Origin of the sequence: Nostoc sp. JL31 (genome assembly GCF_017114965.1) — a bacterium.
In the GTDB taxonomy this organism is placed as follows: domain Bacteria; phylum Cyanobacteriota; class Cyanobacteriia; order Cyanobacteriales; family Nostocaceae; genus Nostoc; species Nostoc punctiforme_A.
Map to the genome: position 1 here is coordinate 1 of NZ_JABXKO010000030.1, position 19256 is coordinate 19256.

Sequence of the window (19256 nt, forward strand, 5' to 3'; positions counted from 1 at the left end):
TAACTCTACTACGGCAGCCCTATCTCTTCATACTCTTTTTTTGGCGAAGGTATTGCTTATCGAAGAAAGGCTTTTTGTCAGGAGGCAGAAGGAATTCTGACTCGTGTTTATGTACTAATGCAGAAGATGTAGATCAAGATTCCCTTGCATTGATACTGCCAAGCGACCAATTACTTTCTGAAAAGGGGGACGCATAATCTGCGACTCGCTCCCATCCCCACTTATAAGCAGTGTCAACCAGAATTTCTTTACCATTTCGGAACTTAATAAATTCTTGCCCGTGGTCGTAAAATATGTCTGCAACCAGTTGATTACGCTCGTCGTAACCCCACTTATCCACTGCTGCCCTCCACCAGCGCTTTCCGAGGGAGAGTAACTGTTCAAGTTCTAGATACTCCGGCTTCCAGTACTTGGTGCGCCATTGATTTGCAAGTGCCTCGATTAGTATCGCAGTCGGGTAGATCGGTTTTAGATTTTCTTCGAGCCAAAGCATATAAACGATTGCGCTCCTGAAAGCATCTTCTAAACCATAGCTTGATGCTTCTAGAGTGTTTTGGAGTTGCTCGTCACTGAAATTTACGCCGAGCGATCGCAGGGTTGGAGCGTACAAATCAAATAATTCTTGTTCTACTGAATCGGCAGACCAGAACCACATAAGAAAAAGAAAACTCCTGCTGGGTGGCTAAATAAAATCTAGCATTTAGTGTGGGAAGTGTTGATGTGGGGACAAGTAGCGATCACAGCCTCCAAAAAAATATGTATTTTTTATTACTCATTCCCACATTTACCTATGGCTTTCTTCTTGCCTAAAAACTATAAGAATATGAAGAATCCACAAAGCTTACTATTTGTATATACATTTATTAGCAAATAATGTGAAGAGTATGTAAAGCTGGTTATTTAAGTATATACATTTAAGTAATATATTGACTATGTAGTGATTTTGAAGCATTGAGATATTCTCTAATTTCAAGCTGAGATTCCACGAAGAATAGCTTACAAGGAGGGCATAAAAATTATCGTTGCCGCTCAAGAGTCATACTCTTGACTATTTTCTCTTCTAGTAAGACTTAGGCACTGGCAAAAAAAATATGAAAGTTGTATTTTAAGCATTCAATTGTCAGATTTTTTGATACTTATTCGGTGATTTCTGCTGAACAAAAATGCTTAATCTAGGCTGAAATAAGTAATTATCGGGAATGCACACGCTCATAAGATTGTATTGTATAGTGCTTAAGAATTAGATGGTAAGAGAAGAGTTAAAGAAATTTCATTTAAAAACCTTTTAGCGGGTGAATATTTCCGAAAAAATACTGTTCCTCAAGGGTGATGGATAAAGTATGCCGAAAAGGTGAAATTTCGGTGAGTTGTTTAAGCCCAAAAACAGCACAAACAACAGATTGATAACTCAAGTTACTAAAAAAATAAATTCAAGGTAGGTAAAAGTTATGGCAAATATCATTGGCACCAATGGTAACGATACTCTAGTAGGCAGTTACGAAGCGGACACGATTAAGGGTCTTGCAGGTAATGATATCATCACAAATTCCTTTGGCAAAGACACTTTAACTGGTGGAAGCGGCAAGGATAAATTTGTTTTTAACTACGGTAGTAGCGACACTAATATTATCACCGATTTTGGTGGGGTAGGTAAAGGGGCAAACCCGACAGCAGCAGTCATTGGCGAAGTAGACAGCTTAGAATTTCAGGAATATGGCTTTACTGTCCAAAATTTGCTGCTTACTCAGAATGGCAGTGATTTGGAAATTACCTTTGAAGAAGTAAATAGTAACACAGTCATCTTGCAAAACTTTGCTCTGGAAAACCTGGATAATCTGAGCAAATCTACAGGAGCTACTGTAGACTTGGGCAATATCCTGTTTTATGGGCAAACTAGCACCGCAGATAGCTTTGATGTCTTCAATGCCAGTTCGACCCAAAGCACTATCTTCAACAAAAATACTGTCACTTTTCTTAACGACCTCTCTAATAATGTTAGCGGCTTTGACAACTCAGATGATGTCATCAATGGTCAGGGGGGCGATGACATTATTGACGGACTGAGTGGGAACGACACTTTAAGAGGTGGTGCAGGGAATGACTCCCTAGTTGGTGGTGCGGGGAATGATACTCTCGTTGACGGTGCGGGGAATGATACTCTCGTTGGCGGTACAGGCAATGATAACTTGAATGCTAACTCTTTAGAAGGCGATAACCTGCTTGATGGTGGCGATGACAATGATTTTCTTCGTGCCGCTACTACCCCAGGCAATAACACCCTTAACGGTGGCGCTGGGAATGATACATTGAATATTGACTTTTCAATAGGCGATAACCTACTTAATGGTGGCGATGGTAATGATTTTCTGTCGCTGTCTGGCTTCGATTACTTCAGTTACTTTGGCGCATCAGGCAATAATACCCTTAATGGTGGCGTTGGTGATGATGTATTGACTGCTGACTATTCAACAGGCAATAACTTACTCGATGGTGGCGTTGGTAATGATAGCTTGGGTGTTACCGCTTCAACAGGCGATAACTTACTCAATGGTGGCGACGGCAATGATTATCTATTCGCCTCAGGCAGTATTACCAGATACGGCACTGATCGCTCTTTAGGCGATAATACTCTCAGCGGTGGTGCTGGTAACGATATATTTAATATTGACTTTTCAGAAGGCGATAACCTACTCAATGGTGGCGATGGCAATGATTCTCTTAGTGCTTCTGGCTCCACTGATTACTACGGAGGATTCTTCGCTTCTGGCAATAATACCCTCAATGGTGGTGCTGGTGATGATACATTGAATATTAAGTATTCATCAGGTAATAACCTTGTGGATGGAGGCGATGGTAATGATTCTCTGTCTGGTTATGGCTACTACCAGAACGGGTCTGGCGACTACAAAATTTCTTATCCTGTCACATCAGGCAATAACACCCTCAACGGTGGTAATGGTGAAGATACATTAAATATTGACTATTCGTCAGGCGATAACTTACTCTTGGGGGGCGATGGCAATGATTATCTCTCCGGCTCTGGCTTCTTGTACAACGACTCCGAAGGGGGCAATATTGTTACATCAGGCAAGAATACCCTCAACGGTGGCGCTGGTGACGATACATTAAATATTGACTCTTCATCAGGCGATAACCTCTTGGATGGAGGCGATGGCAATGACTATCTCTCTGGTTTTGATGCCTTAGGTAACAATACTCTCAATGGTGGTGCGGGAAATAATACTCTCATTGGTGGTATGAGCAATGACTACCTTAACGGTGGTACTGGTAACGACCTGCTAAGGGGTAATGCAGGAAATGATACTCTCATTGGTAGTGAAGGTCTTAACACACTTAATGGGGGCGCTGGTGACGATTATTTGAGTATTTTTTGGAGTAACAACAGTAATTCTTATAATTATTACGGTAATCAGCTCTCTGGGGGGGATGGTAATGATTCTCTGTTTGCTTACTCCAATCAGAAAGACGGCTTCGGCAATAACACACTTAATGGTGGCGCTGGTAACGATTACTTAATTGTTGCTAATGGTAGTAACACTCTTAACGGGGGTGATGGCAATGATTATCTTGCCGCATCTGACTTTTCAACCAATGATAATTATTATGGTAACTTATTCGACGGTGGAAATGGCAATGATACCCTCATCGGTGGCAAAGGTAGTGATTTTATCTATGGAAGAGATGGTAAAGATACCTTTGTCTTCAATAGTTACAATGAAGGCATTGACACTATTTCTGACTTCAACGCCACGAATGAATTGATTCAGGTATCGACTACTGGTTTTGGCGGTGGGTTATCATCAGGTTCACTTTTGACAAGTCAGTTCACCATTGGCACATCTGCAACCACAAACGAGCAACGATTTATCTATGACAACAGCACAGGCGGACTGTATTTTGACCTTGATGGCAGTGCGTCTGGGTTTACTCAGGTGGAATTTGCACAATTATCTGCTGGATTGTCACTAACCGAAAACAATTTTGTGATTGTTTAACGCATCGTAAATGCCTATGCTGGTGCAGTCACAGCGTTTGATGCCCACCGCTGGTAAGTTTCGTTTGTCACCCAATAAGGCTTCATGTGATTATTCCAGCAGTTGATGAGGGTGTTCGCGCAGCGTCTCTAAGAGTTGGTTCCGCCGAGTCTGTCACCAATGCTGAAAAATGGTCACATGAGGCGATTGTTGCTTTTGTCAAATATGCGACAGTCGCGTATGCAGAAACTCAAAGTTGCGGGGAATTCGGGGCAGAATCCGGGGTTTGACTTTTTGCTCTCGTGTTGGAATGATGATCCGGCTTTGCAGATTGTGATCAAGAAACTGCTGGCGAAGTTTCCGCAGTGGGGGGTTGCTTGTGTGGATGGGGTGCTGATGAAGTGGAATGAATAGCGATCGCAAAACTTTGGCCACCTGAATTTGAATAACTTAACCGCTTCATGATGCAAGCAGTTTATAGGTGCATAAAGTGTTACTATTTTGTTTTCTGTGATAAAAACGAGGTATTTTTATTATGGTTGCAGTTTCAAGCCTTAAAGCGACTAAACAAGGATCTGTTCTGACCAACTCTCAGTCACACCCAACAAAAACTTATGACTAGAGCGATAAATCGACAGTTTCTATTAGCTGCTCGTCCCGTTGGTGACATTAAAGAAAGCGATTTTGAGTACCGAGAAGAGCCAATCCCCAGCCCAAAAGATGATGAGGTGCTGGTACGTACTATATATCTGTCACTAGATCCTACCAATCGGATCTGGATGAGCGATATAGAGCAATATATGCCTCCTATTGAAATTGGGGAAGTTATGCGTGGCAGTATTATAGGTGTAGTTGAAGAGTCCAAAAATCCCAATTTTAAAAAGGGAGATTTGGTTTCTGGGTTGCTAGGATGGCAAGATTACGCGATCGCCCTTGGAAACAGTGGCTTTTCGCTGACGCGATTACCTAATCCTCTACCTTGTCCGCTCAACGCATTTACCGGGCCACTGGGAGCTACTGGTTTTACAGCTTATTTTGGGTTATTAGATATAGGACAGCCAAAAGTTGGAGAAACTGTGGTCGTTTCAGCCGCATCTGGGGCAGTTGGTTCCATTGTTGGACAAATTGCCAAGATTAAGGGTTGTCGGGTAGTTGGTATAACTGGCAGTGATGAAAAGTGCCGTTGGCTTACAGAAGAACTTGGCTTTGATGCAGCAATTAACTATAAAACTGGAGATTTAGAAAAAGCATTAGCTCAAGCTTGTCCCAATGGAATCGATGTGTATTTTGACAATGTTGGCGGAATAATCCTTGATGCCGTCCTAACTAAAATTAATCTGCACGCCCGCCTGCCTTTATGCGGTTTAATCTCAACTTATAATGCTTCAAAGCCTGTTCCTGGTCCATATAATTACAGCCAAATTCTCATGAAACGCGCTCTCGTCCAGGGATTTATTATCTTGGATTATATTCCCCGATTTCATGAAGCGATAGCAGAGATTGGAAAGTGGCTAAACCAGGGGAAAATTAAATATGCTCTTGAGATTGTCGAAGGCTTGGAAAATGCACCCAAGGCGATCCTAAAACTTTTCGACGGTAACAAAAAGGGAAAACTGGTTATTAAAGTCTCGAATGAGCCTACCTGAAAAATTTATAAACATCCTCTAAAAGCTCAACTTTATCCATTTTTGAGCAATGCTGAAGCTGAAAGCTTTGTGGAACGGTAGCTTTACTTTTTCGACTTCACCGAAAATCAGTGACATGAAAAAAGTTTTTGCCAAAAAGCTAGGGTTTTGCCGTATCAAGAGAACCAAGTTCTTAATTTTGGATAAAGTCGAGCTAAAAGAGCATAGAGGTTGTTTGAAAAGTGTTTTACTATGACTTTGTAGCGAGGTCAAGTCTGCGACCGGAGCGTATGCAGAAACTCAAGGTTGCGGTGAATTCAGGGCAGAATCCAGGGTTTGACTTCTTGCAAAAAATCGGAGTTTTCAGGCAAAAACTTAGTAGCCTAATTAATAGCTAGCAACTTGATCTATGCTTAACTAAAGTTGGCTGCTATTCATGGAGGCTTGCAATGTCAGGTTTGGGTTTTACTCATTGGGGTGCTTTAGTGGCTATCGCTTTCGGTGTCAGCTTTTGTACCATTGATTATGCGAACGCTCAAATTACTCCAGATGGCACTTTACCAAATAACTCTAACGTCACAAGAGAGGTTGACAATTTTAACATCACTGGGGGAACACAAGCTGGCGGTAATTTGTTTCACAGTTTTGGTGAGTTTTCTGTGCCTACTGGTAGCACTGCTTCCTTTAATAATGCTCTAGATACTCAAAATATTATTAGTCGAGTAACAGGTGGCTCAGTTTCTAATATTGATATTGATGGGTTAATTCGCACGTTGGGTACGGCTAACCTGTTTCTAATTAATCCCAATGGAATTGTATTTGGTCAAAACGCTCAATTAAATATTGGTGGTTCGTTTGTTGCGAGTACAGCGAATGCACTGCAATTTGGAAATCGAGCATTTTTTAATGCTACTGATAAAAATATCCCCTCACCGTTATTGACTGTTAATCCTTCAGCATTGCTGTTTAATCAGATTAATCAAAACGGAGGGATTCAAAATAACTCAATAGCACCCGCAGGAACAGACCCAGCAGGCTTTGATGCATTTGGTTTACGAGTACCAGATGGTAAGAGTTTACTACTGGTGGGTGGGAATGTCAGCATGGATGGGGGACGATTAAATGCTTATGGTGGGAGAGCCGAGTTAGGAGGGTTAGCAGAACCTGGTACTTTAGCTTTGGGTGTAGATGACGATAATCTCAGCTTGATATTTCCTGATAATGTTGCGCGAACTTCGGTATCCCTCACGAATCAAGCAGGTGTAATTGTAACTGGGGCTGGTGGCGGTAATATTGCAGTCAATGCCAGGAATTTAGAAATATTGGGAGGAAGTTTTTTAAGTGCTGGTATTGGGCAAGGTTTGGGGACACCTGAAACAATTGGGGGAGATATTACGCTGAATGCTACCGGGGAAATCAAAATTGCAGGTACTGGGAGTAATGTTCGCAATCTTGTGCGTTTGGGGTCACTTGGCAATGCGGGTAATATTACTATCGATTCTGGTTCATTCTCGTTACAAAATGGCGCTCAACTTATTGCCTCAACTTCAGGACTTGGTAATGCAGGCAATGTGACAGTAGGGGCACGAGATGCTGTAACTCTAGCAGATGCTGACATCTTCAGCGCGGTGGAATCAGGGGGTGTAGGTAAGGGAGGCAACATCGATATCAATGCTGCAACCCTATTACTAATTGATAGCGCTCAACTGGCAACCATTACTCGTGAAGCATCTGATACCCAGCCAGCAGGACGGGGGGATGCGGGGAATGTCAATGTTAATGTTACTGGTGCTGTTAATATTAGTGGAGAAAAAAACGGTATTCAAAGTGGGATTGGCAGCTTTGTGGGAACGGGGACTGTTGGCAATGGGGGTAATATTACTATTGACTCCGGTTCATTCTCGTTAAGCGATGGCGCTCAAGTTACAGCCTCAACATTTGGACAAGGCAATGCAGGTGCAATCAAAGTTAATGCTACTGATTTCTTCACCATTTCTGATAGCAGTTCAAACATTAATAGTGGCTTGTTCGTTAACTCTCAAAGTACGACGGGTACTGCTAGAGATATCATCGTTACCTCACCTAGAGTTACCTTAGATAACAGTAGCGGACTCAACGCCGAATCTTCTTCAGGTAATGGTGGCAATATCTCTTTACAAACTGATTTACTGCTTCTACGTCGTGGCGCTCAAATTTCCACCACCGCAGGCACAGCACAGGTTGGTGGTGATGGCGGCAATATCTCTATTAACACTTCAGGAATCTTAATAGCAATCAAGCCTGTTCCCGAACCAACTTTACCATTCAGTGTGTTTGCGATCGCTGCTTTTCACGCTGCTTGGAGATTAAGACGTAAACAGAAGCAAACTACTTTTTTAAGGCTTGAGTCACCGAAAAAATCAACTTAGCTAAATCCCTATTGGTATCGTTGGTGCTGGATGCGCTGGTTTAACATCTGCCGAAGAATTACATGATCTCGCCTTCGCCCTGGTTTTTAGCTATGCTATTCTGAATTTATTGTTGATAAAGGGTTTGAGATGACAAACTACCTTTTAAGCTAAACGCTTATGTATAGAAAATTTTGCCAGTTTTGCCAAAATTTTCTAGGCTCTTATTTTGGCAAAGGTATTGTTCTAGACTGCTATTTAAACCAAACAGTGTGTCAGCTCCGCTATATCTAACCCTATTTCTGGTATCCCATTTTATTTTGAGGACTGTTTTCATGTTTTTTAGCAATTGCAACAATAGTCAAAATTGACTTGACTTCATTATTCATCTTGCCAGTAATAAGTTGGTTGTATAAATATTTGGCTTCTTCTAATGAAAAAGCGGATAGATTAGCAGCAGCATTAGCTTCATGACCACTTTGCCAACCACCCATATTGGAAAAAATTTCGTACCTAACAAGAGGACGATTTTCGCTACCTACATTAAACCACACGCAACTACGTTCTCGTTCAATGTCAATCGAAAGTATCGGAGTAATACATCGCCAAGATGCAACTTGCTTTGACCAAGTTTGAAAACCAGCATAATTTTCATTCTTGATATTCATTTTTTATTTTTATTCCCTTGCTATGAGATTTAGACAGTCTATTATTCATTTATCTTTGCTTGCTAATTGTTGCTATTTGATATGAAACCAAGCCAAATTCAACTTTGGGACAAGAACTGGATATTGATAGCCGGAATGAGAATCAATCCGAGAGCGTCCGCGAGAATGTAATGGGAGAAATCGAAGGCGATTTAAATTGATTCTTACTTTAAAAGATGTAGTCATAATTCCCTTTTCGTCACTTGATGAATAATCTTGTTTTATTGTTTTTCAGTCCGATGGCTGATGCTTTGTCTGAGTGGCTGATTACCCTTAGTTGATTGGTGCAGAGTAGTATGTATTCCCTGCACCAAGCATGGTATGTTTTGACAAAAGTATTTTTTTATTATCACACTTGCTCAGTTATAGCCAGAGCCTTGTAATGAGAGGTAATCCACATTCGGTTACTTCTGTCAATGCGTAAGTCCTAAATTAGATGAATTCTTGTCCAAAGGCAATAAAACACAATAGCAAGCAATCGAGTACGTACATCATACACCCAGTTAGAAATGGTGGCATTCCATCATTCATTGGCAATTCTTCTTGACGTTGCTGATAATAGTTTTAGAACTAATTATTTAAGAGGTTGATTGTGGTCTTTGCTCAAACCAGTCCCTGTGATGTAATAACAACTCGCCTGACGTTAGACGAGTATCGGGCTATGGAAGAAACCAACCCCGAACGCCATGAATACCGTAACGGAGAGGTTATTACTATGTCGGGAGGGTCAGAATCTCACAGTGCGATTGCCAGCAACTTCTTAATTCACTTAGGGTTTTTACTGAGAGACACCGATTTTCGTTTGTATAACAGCGACTTGCGAGTTTGGATTCCTGAATATCAGTGTGGGACTTATACCGATTTGATGGTTGTTAATGGTGAACCAGAGTTTAATGGCAATCGTAATGATGAAATTCAGAATCCAATGCTTATTGTCGAAGTTTTATCACCCTCTACTGAAGCTTATGATCGAGGGGATAAGTTCAGAAAATATCGCTCTATTGCCAGCTTTTGTGAATATCTGCTCGTGAGTCAAACTGAACCCTACATTGAACAGTATCATAACTTGGATCGTAACAGTAATGATCGCTGGCTATGGCAAGTTCACTCTCACCTTGAGCGGACAATTATGCTGCACAGTTTAAACGTAGAAATTCCCTTGACTGAAATCTATCGTCGCATTAACTTTTGAGGCTGCTTAACTCTCTGACAATAATACTAACAGAAATTTTTAATGAATCAATCTACCAATCATATTAGATTGCTTCTTAATTATGACTTTTAAGTGATGAATTTTATCAGGGGCTTTATCCTCTGGAACTGATTAATGGGACTCGTCGCCAAAAGAAGCACTGCCAAGAAAGCTAGAAAAAGTAAACAGCATCCAACCCAAACAAATATGTTTTTGGGTTTGCCAATCGTATCTGTCTTCTATTGTCGGGATTGTGTTAGCTTCAACAATTTCTAATTCTTTAACGAGTATTTTCATACCTCTTGCTTGAAAATTTCATCTATCTTCAGAAATATTCTTAGTAAAATTTTTCTACATACATTTGACATCTTAATGACACAGTATTGACATAGATATAAATAAAATCTTTAAAAAAGAAGAAGTGCTAGTTAATGAATTAATCTACTTACATTCATCACAATGAAGTCAAAAATTAAGACTTAAATCTCAACATACTCTCAGTAGTTCACGAGAGTAAACTTAGCCATTTGGGAAATTGTTTTAACCTCTAATATGTACCCCAATCTGAAAAAGTGCATTTTGGGGTTAGCAGACCAGTAGGGCGTTCGCAGTTTTTCAAATTAACTTTGATCTCTGACTACAGGTGAACAGTAGAAAAATGGTTGCAGACTCAATAGTAGTATCAATATCAGATTTAATGTCAACTTATATACAACTATTCCCAGAGGAATCATCTGAATGTCTACATTTACCGTCACTAATACGAACAACAGTGGTGCAGGTTCACTGCGGCAGGCAGTTCTAAATGCCAATGCTCTTTCAGGAAAAGACATCATCAATTTTGGTGGACTGTTTACTGGTGGGCTGGCTCATATCATCAGTCTGACTCATAGTGGTCTAAGTATCACAGATAACCTGACCATTGAAGGTACAAATCCTAGCAAACTAACTATTAAGGATGATACTGCTGATCGTGTTTTTGACATTGGCAAAGGTGTAATATCTGCAATCAATGGGCTGACTATTACCAATACATACGATGGCACAAAGGGAGGCGGTGCTATCTCAAATGTTGGCGTCCTGACCTTGAACAATACCATCATCGCTGGTAACACTGTAACCAATAACGTAACAGATAGTGATGGAAAAACTCTCAGTTATGGCGGTGCTATTTACAACACTGGCAGCCTAACAGTGGACTACAGCAGCATCACTGGCAATTCGGTAGGCTATAACATCACTGGCAATTCGTCAATCTACAGGGAAGGCGGTGGCATTTTCAATCAAGGAAGCCTCACAATGAACCACACCACCATTAGTTATAACAACTCCAATGAAGCGGGTGGCGGCATCTACAGCTATGGCACTATAACCCTGAACAACAGTACCATCAGTGGTAATTCAGCAGACTTTGAAGGCGGCGGCATCTACGCTTCTGGCACTATAATCGTGAATAACACCAGCATCACTGGCAATACAGCAGCAAGGGGAGATGGCGGTGGTATCTATCAACTCGGTAATGGCAACTTATTAGTAAATAACAGCACTATCAGTACTAACAAAGTCAGTTACCGAGGTGGCGCGATCTATGGTGGTCATACTGGGACTATAACCGTGAATAACAGCCTGATCAATGCCAATAGCGGCGGCGGCATTTACAACGAGTATAGCCTAACCGTGAATAACAGCACTATTAATAGCAACATAACAAACGGAAATGGCGGCGGTATCTATGCTGCTGATGGCTCTGATGGCTCTGTAACAAGCATAAAAAACAGCGCCATAACTAATACACAGCAATGCAAGGCGGCGGAATCTCCACAAATATCGACCTCATATTGAGTAACAGTATCATCAGTGGCAACAAAGCCACTTACCAAGGCGGCGGCATCTATGATGATGGTGGGGGCTACTTGGTAAGTAGTCCTAGTAGCCCCTCCACTGGCAATATAACCGTGACTAACAGCCAGATCAATGACAACTCGACAGAGGCACAGGGCTACGGCGGCGGTATCTATAATGTCACTGACGGTGCTTACGGACCCGATGGAATCTCCGCCACTATAATCGTGAGTCATAGCACCATTAATGGTAATAACAGCTACTATGGTGGCGGTATCTATGATTATGGCATCCTATCAGTGAGTCATAGCACCATCAGTGGTAACACGGGAATCAAAGGTGGCGGTATCTATAATCCAGGTGAGTTCATGTTAGGCTACCGTGGCCCAGATGAGCTACATTATGGCACCTTGACTGTAACTAATAGCACTATAAGCCATAATAATGCATTAGATGGAGGTGGTATCTACAATAATGGCATCGTATCAGTGAGTAACAGCACCATTAGTCATAACTATGCCACTAACAACGGCGGTGGCATCTATAATTCTAGCTCTGACGGGAACCGTTTCACTGACAGTAAATTAGGCATTATTACTGTTATTAATAGCAACATTATTTACAATACGGCTGTCACTGCCGGTGGTGGCATCTACAATGATAAAGACACAGACTTTGGCTCATCTGTTTTTAACCAATACGGTACGTTGGCTTATACACTAAATGGCTTAGGCATCATGACCGTAAGTCATAACACCATTAGTGGCAATCAGGCACACTTAGGCGGTGGGATCTACAATGATGGTACCTTAACGGTGGGCAACAGCATTATCAGACACAATAAAGCTTTCGGAATCGAACTCAGTTCTGGTAAATTCGAGTCTGGCAAGGGTGGCGGGATTTACAACTCTGACTCTAGCTATGCCACGGCCACAATAGACTACAGCACCATCGCTTGTAACTTTAACACACCCGAAGAGGATTCAAATAAGTTTATCAAGCTTGATAATCTCGTAGGTAAATTCATAAACATTGGTTCAGTCGTAAGAGTTTAAGTATTTACTTTAATATTTTTTACAAAGCAATTAAAAATTATCATCAAGCCAATCAATAGCTTGGTGATAATTAGTTCATAATTGTCACCAAAAACTTTTGCTGATAGCCTTGAGGCTGGCTAATTTTTCACAGTTGAGGGATATTATCTGGTTAGGCCAGTTAACAAGATAAAAATAAATGACTAATTTTTCCAAAAATGAATAGATTATTGCTGGCGCTTGAGCCGATAAATTCTTGCTGGATAATTCTCATTACTCCATCCGGCTTCAATCTGTTGTGTGTCAATCAGCTCCTGCAATCCCTTATCAAGGACACTGTAACTACAATCAAATATGTCTTTTAATTCTCCAGCAGTTTTCTCGCCAGAACGCAGGAATTCTAAAATAGCCTGATTAATAGGATTCATAATTGCTCCACTAAAATTTACTCAGATATTAAATATAAGAATTCAACTATTCTAAATACATCTGTCTGAATAGTTAAAACCTCAATATAAATTTTCAGAAATCAATCTACCAATCATATTAAATTGCTTCTCAATTATGACTTTTGAGTGATGAATTTTTATCATGAACTATATCCTCTGGAACTGATTAGTGAGACTCGTTACCAAAAGAAGCACTCCCAAGAAAGCTAGAAAAAGTAACTAGCATCCAACCGAAACAAATATGTTTTTGAGTTTGCCAATCGTATCTATCTTCTATCGTCGGGATTGTGTTAGCTTCAACGATTTCTAATCCCCAGTAGCCCAACGCACTGATACCAAACAACATAGCGCTGACGATAGATAATTTAGCGATGACTTTGAGAATGCAATTGCTTAAACTAGGCGGTGTTTGAAAGGATTCTCTGTGACGATGATGGATAGCTAGTTCACTTGGAGCTACAACCAAAACACGTCTTGGTTTTTGTTGAGTGAGTTGGCAGACAATTTGTTTATTATCAGTCATAGGTCAAACCAAAGCCTGTTGGTTGTAGCTAGATTAGTTTCAGTAATTATATTGTAAACTTTCGTCAGGGTGATGTGGTTAAATTTACATAAAATTTTTCCACCCAGAAAAGATGTTGTAGTGTAATAAGCTCACGCGAAAAAATCTGGTAGTCCCAACATTTTGGTGTAGGTAATCAGAAATAGTGCCAAACCTTATGCAAACCAAGCCCACAAGTGAGGAAAATCATTGCTAAAACGCTCACTAGTTTCTTGTTCTAAAACCTCTTATAAATGCTGATGTCTGATAAATTAAAAGTACTTAAGATTACTAGTACAAAAACTGAAGCATTAAGCAGTAATATTTATTATAATAAAGCTATAGCTTAAATAGATGAATACTTTTGTTTTTACTAAAGGCTACTATGAAAAATTATTGGTTTTTGGCGGTTGTAGCGTAGGGTGTTGACTCTGAGGTTTTAAGATGGTAGTTTTTCATGCAAGAACTAAGTAGCCCTCAGAAAGTTAATGCAAGAGTTTAAAAGCCCAAGTAGCCGTTTAGCAAGATTCTTTCTCAACAGTCGAGATAGTTGGAAAGAAAGAGCCTTGGAAAAACAGAAAAAACTTAGGCATTGGAAATAAAAGTTAGAGATTTATCAACTTCACGAGACTATTGGAAAGACAGAGCTAAAATTGCTGAGGAAAATTTACTCAAGCAGATAATAGAGAAAGACGAGGAAAAAAAAAGATAAAAATACAAGCGTTCTAGCCAATTTAGAAACAAGTGAGCAGGGACGAATCCAGAAAGCGAAAGGACATTATTATTCAGTAGAAACGATTCAAATATCAGTACAACAAGTAATCAAATGTGGTATTAGCTTAAGAGGAGTTGAGAAGACTTTTGAGTTGTACGTAGATTTGTTGAAAGAGGCTGCTCCAAGCTTTAGCAGTATTAAAAAATGGTTAGGGCGAATTGGGCTGTATGAACTTCAGCGAGAAAAAGAATATCGAAGTGATTGGGTATTTATCGTCGATTTGACTGTAGAGCTGGGGACAGAAAAAGGTCTGGTAGTTTTGGGAGTTTCACAACAACGGCTTGAAAGAGAAGTTTTTCCTTATGAACGAGGGTTATAGCATCAGGATGTCCAGCTTCTCGCATTAGAAATTATGGCTTCAACTAAAGGGGAACTCATAGAGCAAAAACTGGAAGAAATTGCCAAAAAAGTTGACCATCCAATACAAATAATCGCTGACCACGGCAGTGATGTCCAAAAAGGAATTAAACTTTACAAACAGAATCATCCTGAAGTTATCTATACCTATGATGTAACTCATGCAATGGCATTACTGCTCAAGCATGAATTAGTCACTGATGAAAAATATCAATCTTTTGTGCAGCAGTGTCATTGATGCCGACAACAATTGCAACAAACAGAATTATCTTTTTTATCTCCTCCATCCCAACGCTCTAGATGCCGCTACTTCAACATTGAAAAGCTAATTGATTGGGCACAAAAGCTCTTAAAATCTCAAATGGACACTTTAGTTGATTTAGTACCAAATATTGACCCAATTGTTCTTAATAAGAGATTAAAGGATAAGTTGGGATGGTTAATCGATTATCAAGATGAACTTAGCAAATGGAGTCAAATGGTTAAAATGACCCGAACTGCTGAGGTTCAACTTAAACTTTGCGGACTTGATCAAAAGTCGAGTAGTATTTTTCAGTAACAGCAAAACAAAATCTCAACTAATTATTTAGAGAGTTTCCAACAAAAAATCTTTAACTATTTTACGGTTGAAAGGTCTCAAATTCCATTAGGGCAAAGGTTTCTAGCAACCTCTGATGTCATTGAATCCCTTTTCGGTAAATACAAGCATTTTTCTTCTCGCTCTGCTTTTAAACAAATAGGTAAAATGTTCCTGAATATTTCTTTATCAACAATGGATTTAACAGCATCCATTGTTAAACAGGCACTAGAAACAATTCGATTTGTGGACGTTGAGGCTTGGTCTAACGAAGTTTTTAATCAATCTATGCTTTCAAAGAGAAGAATTTTATTTTCTGCCTCAAATAACGACATAGAAATTGCATGAATAATTCCAAGCTAATTTGTTACAAAGTCAACACCCTAGGATACTACTGTACCAGATAAAAACCTGATGCGGGCTTGTCAAGATGCTGCGATCGCTGATGTAATTCTTTCGATGTCTGGAGGATTTGATGCCGAACTCATAGAAGGTGCTGCTAATTTAAGTGGTGGTCAGCGACAACGCTTAGAAATCGCTCGCGCTTTAGTAAATAACCCCTCGATACTCGTGATGGATGAAGCTACCAGCGCCCTCGATGCAGAAACAGAACAAATCATTGACCAAAATCTCCGTCGTCGCGGATGCACCTGCATAATTGTTGCTCACCGGTTAAGCACTATCCGCGATTACGATCTAATTATTGTTCTAGAACGCGGAAAGGTTGTACAACAAGGCACTCACAAAGAATTATGGCAAGTTGACGGTGTATATTCGCGGTTAATTCGCACTGAAGGGGAAGCGGTGGAGAGTTAGGACTTAATGTTTCAGGTTCAAAGGTGCAACTTCGAGGTTCAAAGACTCAACGTTCAGGTTCAAAGGTGCAACGTTCAAGTTCAAAGGCTCAAGTGTCAGCCTCATAATCTCAAACTCTCTCATCTCCCAATTCCCCATCTCTTAATTTCCCACTCTCTACTCCAAAATGCTAATACACGGTCAGGTTTACATAATTAATGGCAATGAACCGATTCTACTGAATGACCCTTCTAGAATTTGGGTAGTTCAGTCTGGCTCTATGGCCTTGTTTGCTGTCACACTCAAAGATGGCGTTATCGAAGGAACTCGCCGTTATCTATGCAGTATTAATCAAGGTGAAGCACTTTTCGGAACTGCTAATCAACAGTGTCAGATTTTAGCAGTTCCAATTGGAGAGATAGAATTACTACAAGTTCATCAAGAATGTTTTCGGGAGTTAGTAGCCAATGCAGATGCAATGGCTTTAGCTTGGATAGAAAATTGGCTGTTGCAACTCGGTGATGTATTCTTCCAAGTGACTATGCCAAAAATTCAGGTGAAGGCTAAGGAAGAAGTACGATTTTCCTTAAATAATGCTCAGACTTTCCAGCCCGAAGCGGGTGTCATCTGTTGGGTACAACTTCATCAAGGAACTGTCCGCTTTCTGGGGTTTGAGGAAATCACCTTAACGCCAACCACTGCAACTTTTCCCCTCACTGATAAAATGTGGTTGGAAGCTGTGGAGGGAGTTCAACTTACAACTAACACTACCAGCGAATTCTCAAATCCAGATACACTGCTGGCTGGGTTATCTCAGTTGCATACTCAACTCTTGCAATGCATCAATATTATAGATGAGCAAGAAGCACAAACAGAAATAATCCGGTTGCGCGATCGCCAACGCCTAAATCGCCAAGTCACAATGGAAGCTTTAGGCGAACTAGCATCAACCCTGAATCCACAAGATGGCGACTTTTTCTTAGAAGGTACTCCTTTACTGGTGGCGGTGGGTGCCGTAGGTAGAGCGATGGGGATAAAAATTCGTCCCCCGTCTCGTTCGGAAAACCTGAAGCGGCTCAAGGAACCTTTAGAAGCAATTGTTCGGGCTTCCCGGATTCGGATGCGGCGGGTGCTGTTGCGAGATAACTGGTGGGAAAAGGATTCTGACGCTTTAATCGCCTATACCCAAGATAATCGCCCAGTGGCACTACTGCCGATTTCTCCAACTCGTTATCAAATTTTTGACCCGATTGAACGTACCCGTGTCAAAGTGGATGAACAGATAGCTGCAATATTGGCTCCTGTTGCTTATATGTTTTATCGCTCTTTGCCCGATAAAGCACTCAAAGCTATTGATATAGTGAAGTTCACACTTCAAGGACATAGCCAAAGTCTACTGGCAATTGTATTTAGTGGCATTGCCGTCACACTGCTGGGGATGATTACACCTTATGCCACATCAATTATTATAGATAATGCAATTCCCGATAGCGATCGCGGTTTATTACTGCAAATCGGCTTAAGTTTGCTGGTTGCAGCTTTGGGTACAGCTTTATTTCAGCTAGCACAGGGTTTTGCTCTGTTGCGGATGGAATCGGCTGGCGATGCTTCCACCCAAGCGGGGGTATGGGATCGGTTGCTCAATTTGCCAGTGTCTTTTTTCCGACAATACACAACCGGGGATCTACTATCCCGCATCACATCGGTAAGTACAATTCGCCGCAAACTGAGTGGGACAACTCTAATTAATTTGATTACGAGTTTGTTTGCACTGTTTTATTTGGGACAGTTATTTTATTACAACTACAAATTAGCTTTCATCGCCGTTGGAGTTGCAGTAGTTGCGATCGCTATCACCACCCTCTCTGGTATGCTGCTGTTAACCAAGGTGCGTCCGCTACTGGAAGTCCAGGGTAATATTTTTGCGCAGACAGTACAGCTAATCAATGGCATTTCTAAACTACATATTGCTGGTGCCCAAGAACGCGCCTTTACCGCTTGGAGTAAAAATTACACTCGCCAAATTAAGCTGGAACTGAGTACACAACGCATAGAAGATACCGTTGTCCTGTTCAATACAGTTATGCCCATACTGACTTCTGGAATATTGTTCTGGTTTACGATCAAACTGCTAGAATCTCCGCAAACTTCAGGAACAGTTGAATTATCTCTTGGCACCTTCCTGGCTTTCAACACAGCTTTTGGTAGCTTTACCAGAGGTACTACAAAGCTCAGCAATACAGTTACAGAAATATTGCAAGTCATCCCCCAATGGCAACGCACACAGCCAATTTTGGCAACTATCCCAGAGGTGGATATGTGCAAAGCTGATCCCGGTAGGCTCATGGGGAAAATTACTGTAGACCATGTAACCTTTTGTTATCGCAGTGATGGCGCACTAACATTAGATGACGTGAGTATCTCTGCCGAACCAGGAGAATTTATTGCTCTGGTAGGCGCTTCTGGCAGTGGTAAATCGACGTTACTGCGATTACCACTGGGATTTGAAACTCCCCAAGCAGGTAGTGTTTACTACGATGGTCAAGATTTGTCTGGGTTAGATGTAGATGCAGTACGCCGACAATTGGGCGTGGTTTTACAAAATGGTCAGCTAAATTCCGCTTCCATTTTCGAGAATATCGCAGGTGGGGCACTGATGACCTTAGATGAAGCTTGGGAAGCAGCGCGGATGTCTGGATTTGCTGATGATATCACCACCATGCCTATGCAAATGCATACTGTGATCAGCGAAGGGGGTAGTAATCTTTCTGGAGGACAACGCCAAAGATTGTTGATTGCTCGTGCTTTGGCATTAAAACCCCGGGTTTTATTTTTTGATGAAGCTACCAGTGCCCTTGATAACAAAACTCAGGCTATTGTCAGTGAAAGCTTAGATAAATTGCTATGAACCTATCCCACTAATACCGAAATATGGTAATCTACTTCTCGTATGAGAGGGGTGTATCTGTGTATGGCTGGG

The 19256-nt window shown here is 41.0% G+C and carries 17 protein-coding genes and 1 pseudogene; 12 read left to right on the forward strand and 6 right to left on the reverse strand.

What is annotated here, in order from left to right; translation table 11 throughout:
• Nucleotides 1–133: 133 nt before the first annotated feature.
• Nucleotides 134–655 carry a hypothetical protein gene (locus tag HWQ43_RS05465; protein ID WP_292731041.1) on the reverse strand — a complete coding sequence of 174 codons (522 nt, stop codon included), beginning with the start codon at nt 653–655 and terminating at the stop codon, nt 134–136.
• A 793-nt stretch (nt 656–1448) separates the two neighbouring features.
• On the opposite strand from HWQ43_RS05465, the gene HWQ43_RS05470 reads away from it, so the two are divergent.
• Nucleotides 1449–4016 (forward strand): calcium-binding protein, encoded by a 2568-nt coding sequence (locus HWQ43_RS05470; RefSeq protein ID WP_292731043.1) that lies wholly within the window; start codon nt 1449–1451, stop codon nt 4014–4016.
• Between the two features lie 198 nt (nt 4017–4214).
• Here the strand turns inward: HWQ43_RS05470 and HWQ43_RS05475 are convergent, their stop codons facing one another.
• Nucleotides 4215–4430, reverse strand: coding sequence for a hypothetical protein (locus HWQ43_RS05475; protein WP_292731045.1), 216 nt, complete (start codon nt 4428–4430; stop codon nt 4215–4217).
• A gap of 179 nt (nt 4431–4609) precedes the next feature.
• On the opposite strand from HWQ43_RS05475, the gene HWQ43_RS05480 reads away from it, so the two are divergent.
• Both HWQ43_RS05480 and HWQ43_RS05485 read left to right on the forward strand, forming a co-directional pair.
• Nucleotides 4610–5641, forward strand: coding sequence for an NADP-dependent oxidoreductase (locus tag HWQ43_RS05480; RefSeq protein WP_292731047.1), 1032 nt, complete (start codon nt 4610–4612; stop codon nt 5639–5641).
• Between the two features lie 428 nt (nt 5642–6069).
• Complete coding sequence (locus HWQ43_RS05485; RefSeq protein ID WP_292731048.1) at nt 6070–8028, forward strand: filamentous hemagglutinin N-terminal domain-containing protein; 1959 nt, start codon at nt 6070–6072, stop codon at nt 8026–8028.
• 275 nt (nt 8029–8303) lie between these two features.
• On the opposite strand, the gene HWQ43_RS05490 is transcribed toward HWQ43_RS05485, so the two are convergent.
• Nucleotides 8304–8675, reverse strand: coding sequence for a hypothetical protein (locus tag HWQ43_RS05490; RefSeq protein WP_292731050.1), 372 nt, complete (start codon nt 8673–8675; stop codon nt 8304–8306).
• A gap of 631 nt (nt 8676–9306) precedes the next feature.
• Here HWQ43_RS05490 and HWQ43_RS05495 point away from each other — a divergent pair.
• On the forward strand, nt 9307–9906 hold the full coding sequence (locus HWQ43_RS05495) for a Uma2 family endonuclease (RefSeq protein ID WP_292731052.1): 600 nt from the start codon (nt 9307–9309) through the stop codon (nt 9904–9906).
• A 132-nt stretch (nt 9907–10038) separates the two neighbouring features.
• Here HWQ43_RS05495 and HWQ43_RS05500 read toward each other — a convergent pair whose 3' ends face one another.
• Nucleotides 10039–10203 (reverse strand): hypothetical protein, encoded by a 165-nt coding sequence (locus tag HWQ43_RS05500; RefSeq protein WP_292731054.1) that lies wholly within the window; start codon nt 10201–10203, stop codon nt 10039–10041.
• A gap of 441 nt (nt 10204–10644) precedes the next feature.
• On the opposite strand from HWQ43_RS05500, the gene HWQ43_RS05505 reads away from it, so the two are divergent.
• Nucleotides 10645–11748 (forward strand): right-handed parallel beta-helix repeat-containing protein, encoded by a 1104-nt coding sequence (locus HWQ43_RS05505; protein ID WP_292731056.1) that lies wholly within the window; start codon nt 10645–10647, stop codon nt 11746–11748.
• On the forward strand, nt 11745–12803 hold the full coding sequence (locus tag HWQ43_RS05510; RefSeq protein ID WP_292731057.1) for a hypothetical protein: 1059 nt from the start codon (nt 11745–11747) through the stop codon (nt 12801–12803). The genes HWQ43_RS05505 and HWQ43_RS05510 overlap by 4 nt, the downstream gene beginning before the upstream one ends.
• A 206-nt stretch (nt 12804–13009) precedes the next feature.
• Here HWQ43_RS05510 and HWQ43_RS05515 read toward each other — a convergent pair whose 3' ends face one another.
• Nucleotides 13010–13210: a hypothetical protein gene (locus HWQ43_RS05515; protein WP_292731059.1), complete on the reverse strand. Its 201-nt coding sequence runs from the start codon at nt 13208–13210 to the stop codon at nt 13010–13012.
• Between the two features lie 187 nt (nt 13211–13397).
• Nucleotides 13398–13754 (reverse strand): hypothetical protein, encoded by a 357-nt coding sequence (locus HWQ43_RS05520; RefSeq protein WP_292731061.1) that lies wholly within the window; start codon nt 13752–13754, stop codon nt 13398–13400.
• Between the two features lie 884 nt (nt 13755–14638).
• Between HWQ43_RS05520 and HWQ43_RS05525 the strand changes: the two genes are divergently transcribed.
• The 6 genes and pseudogenes from HWQ43_RS05525 to HWQ43_RS05550 all read left to right on the forward strand — a co-directional run bounded on the left by HWQ43_RS05525 (nt 14639) and on the right by HWQ43_RS05550 (nt 19184).
• Nucleotides 14639–14866 carry a hypothetical protein gene (locus HWQ43_RS05525; RefSeq protein WP_292731063.1) on the forward strand — a complete coding sequence of 76 codons (228 nt, stop codon included), beginning with the start codon at nt 14639–14641 and terminating at the stop codon, nt 14864–14866.
• Nucleotides 14867–14899: 33 nt separating this feature from the next.
• Nucleotides 14900–15142 (forward strand): hypothetical protein, encoded by a 243-nt coding sequence (locus HWQ43_RS05530; protein ID WP_292731065.1) that lies wholly within the window; start codon nt 14900–14902, stop codon nt 15140–15142.
• Nucleotides 15143–15154: 12 nt separating this feature from the next.
• Complete coding sequence (locus tag HWQ43_RS05535) at nt 15155–15463, forward strand: hypothetical protein (protein WP_292731067.1); 309 nt, start codon at nt 15155–15157, stop codon at nt 15461–15463.
• A gap of 213 nt (nt 15464–15676) precedes the next feature.
• Entirely contained in the window at nt 15677–15829 is a 153-nt protein-coding gene (locus HWQ43_RS05540; RefSeq protein ID WP_292731069.1) for a hypothetical protein, read from the forward strand.
• 39 nt (nt 15830–15868) lie between these two features.
• Nucleotides 15869–16297: pseudogene (locus HWQ43_RS05545) on the forward strand (ATP-binding cassette domain-containing protein); the annotation flags it as partial.
• Nucleotides 16298–16463: 166 nt separating this feature from the next.
• Nucleotides 16464–19184 carry an NHLP bacteriocin export ABC transporter permease/ATPase subunit gene (locus HWQ43_RS05550; protein WP_292731071.1) on the forward strand — a complete coding sequence of 907 codons (2721 nt, stop codon included), beginning with the start codon at nt 16464–16466 and terminating at the stop codon, nt 19182–19184.
• Nucleotides 19185–19256 lie beyond the last annotated feature (72 nt).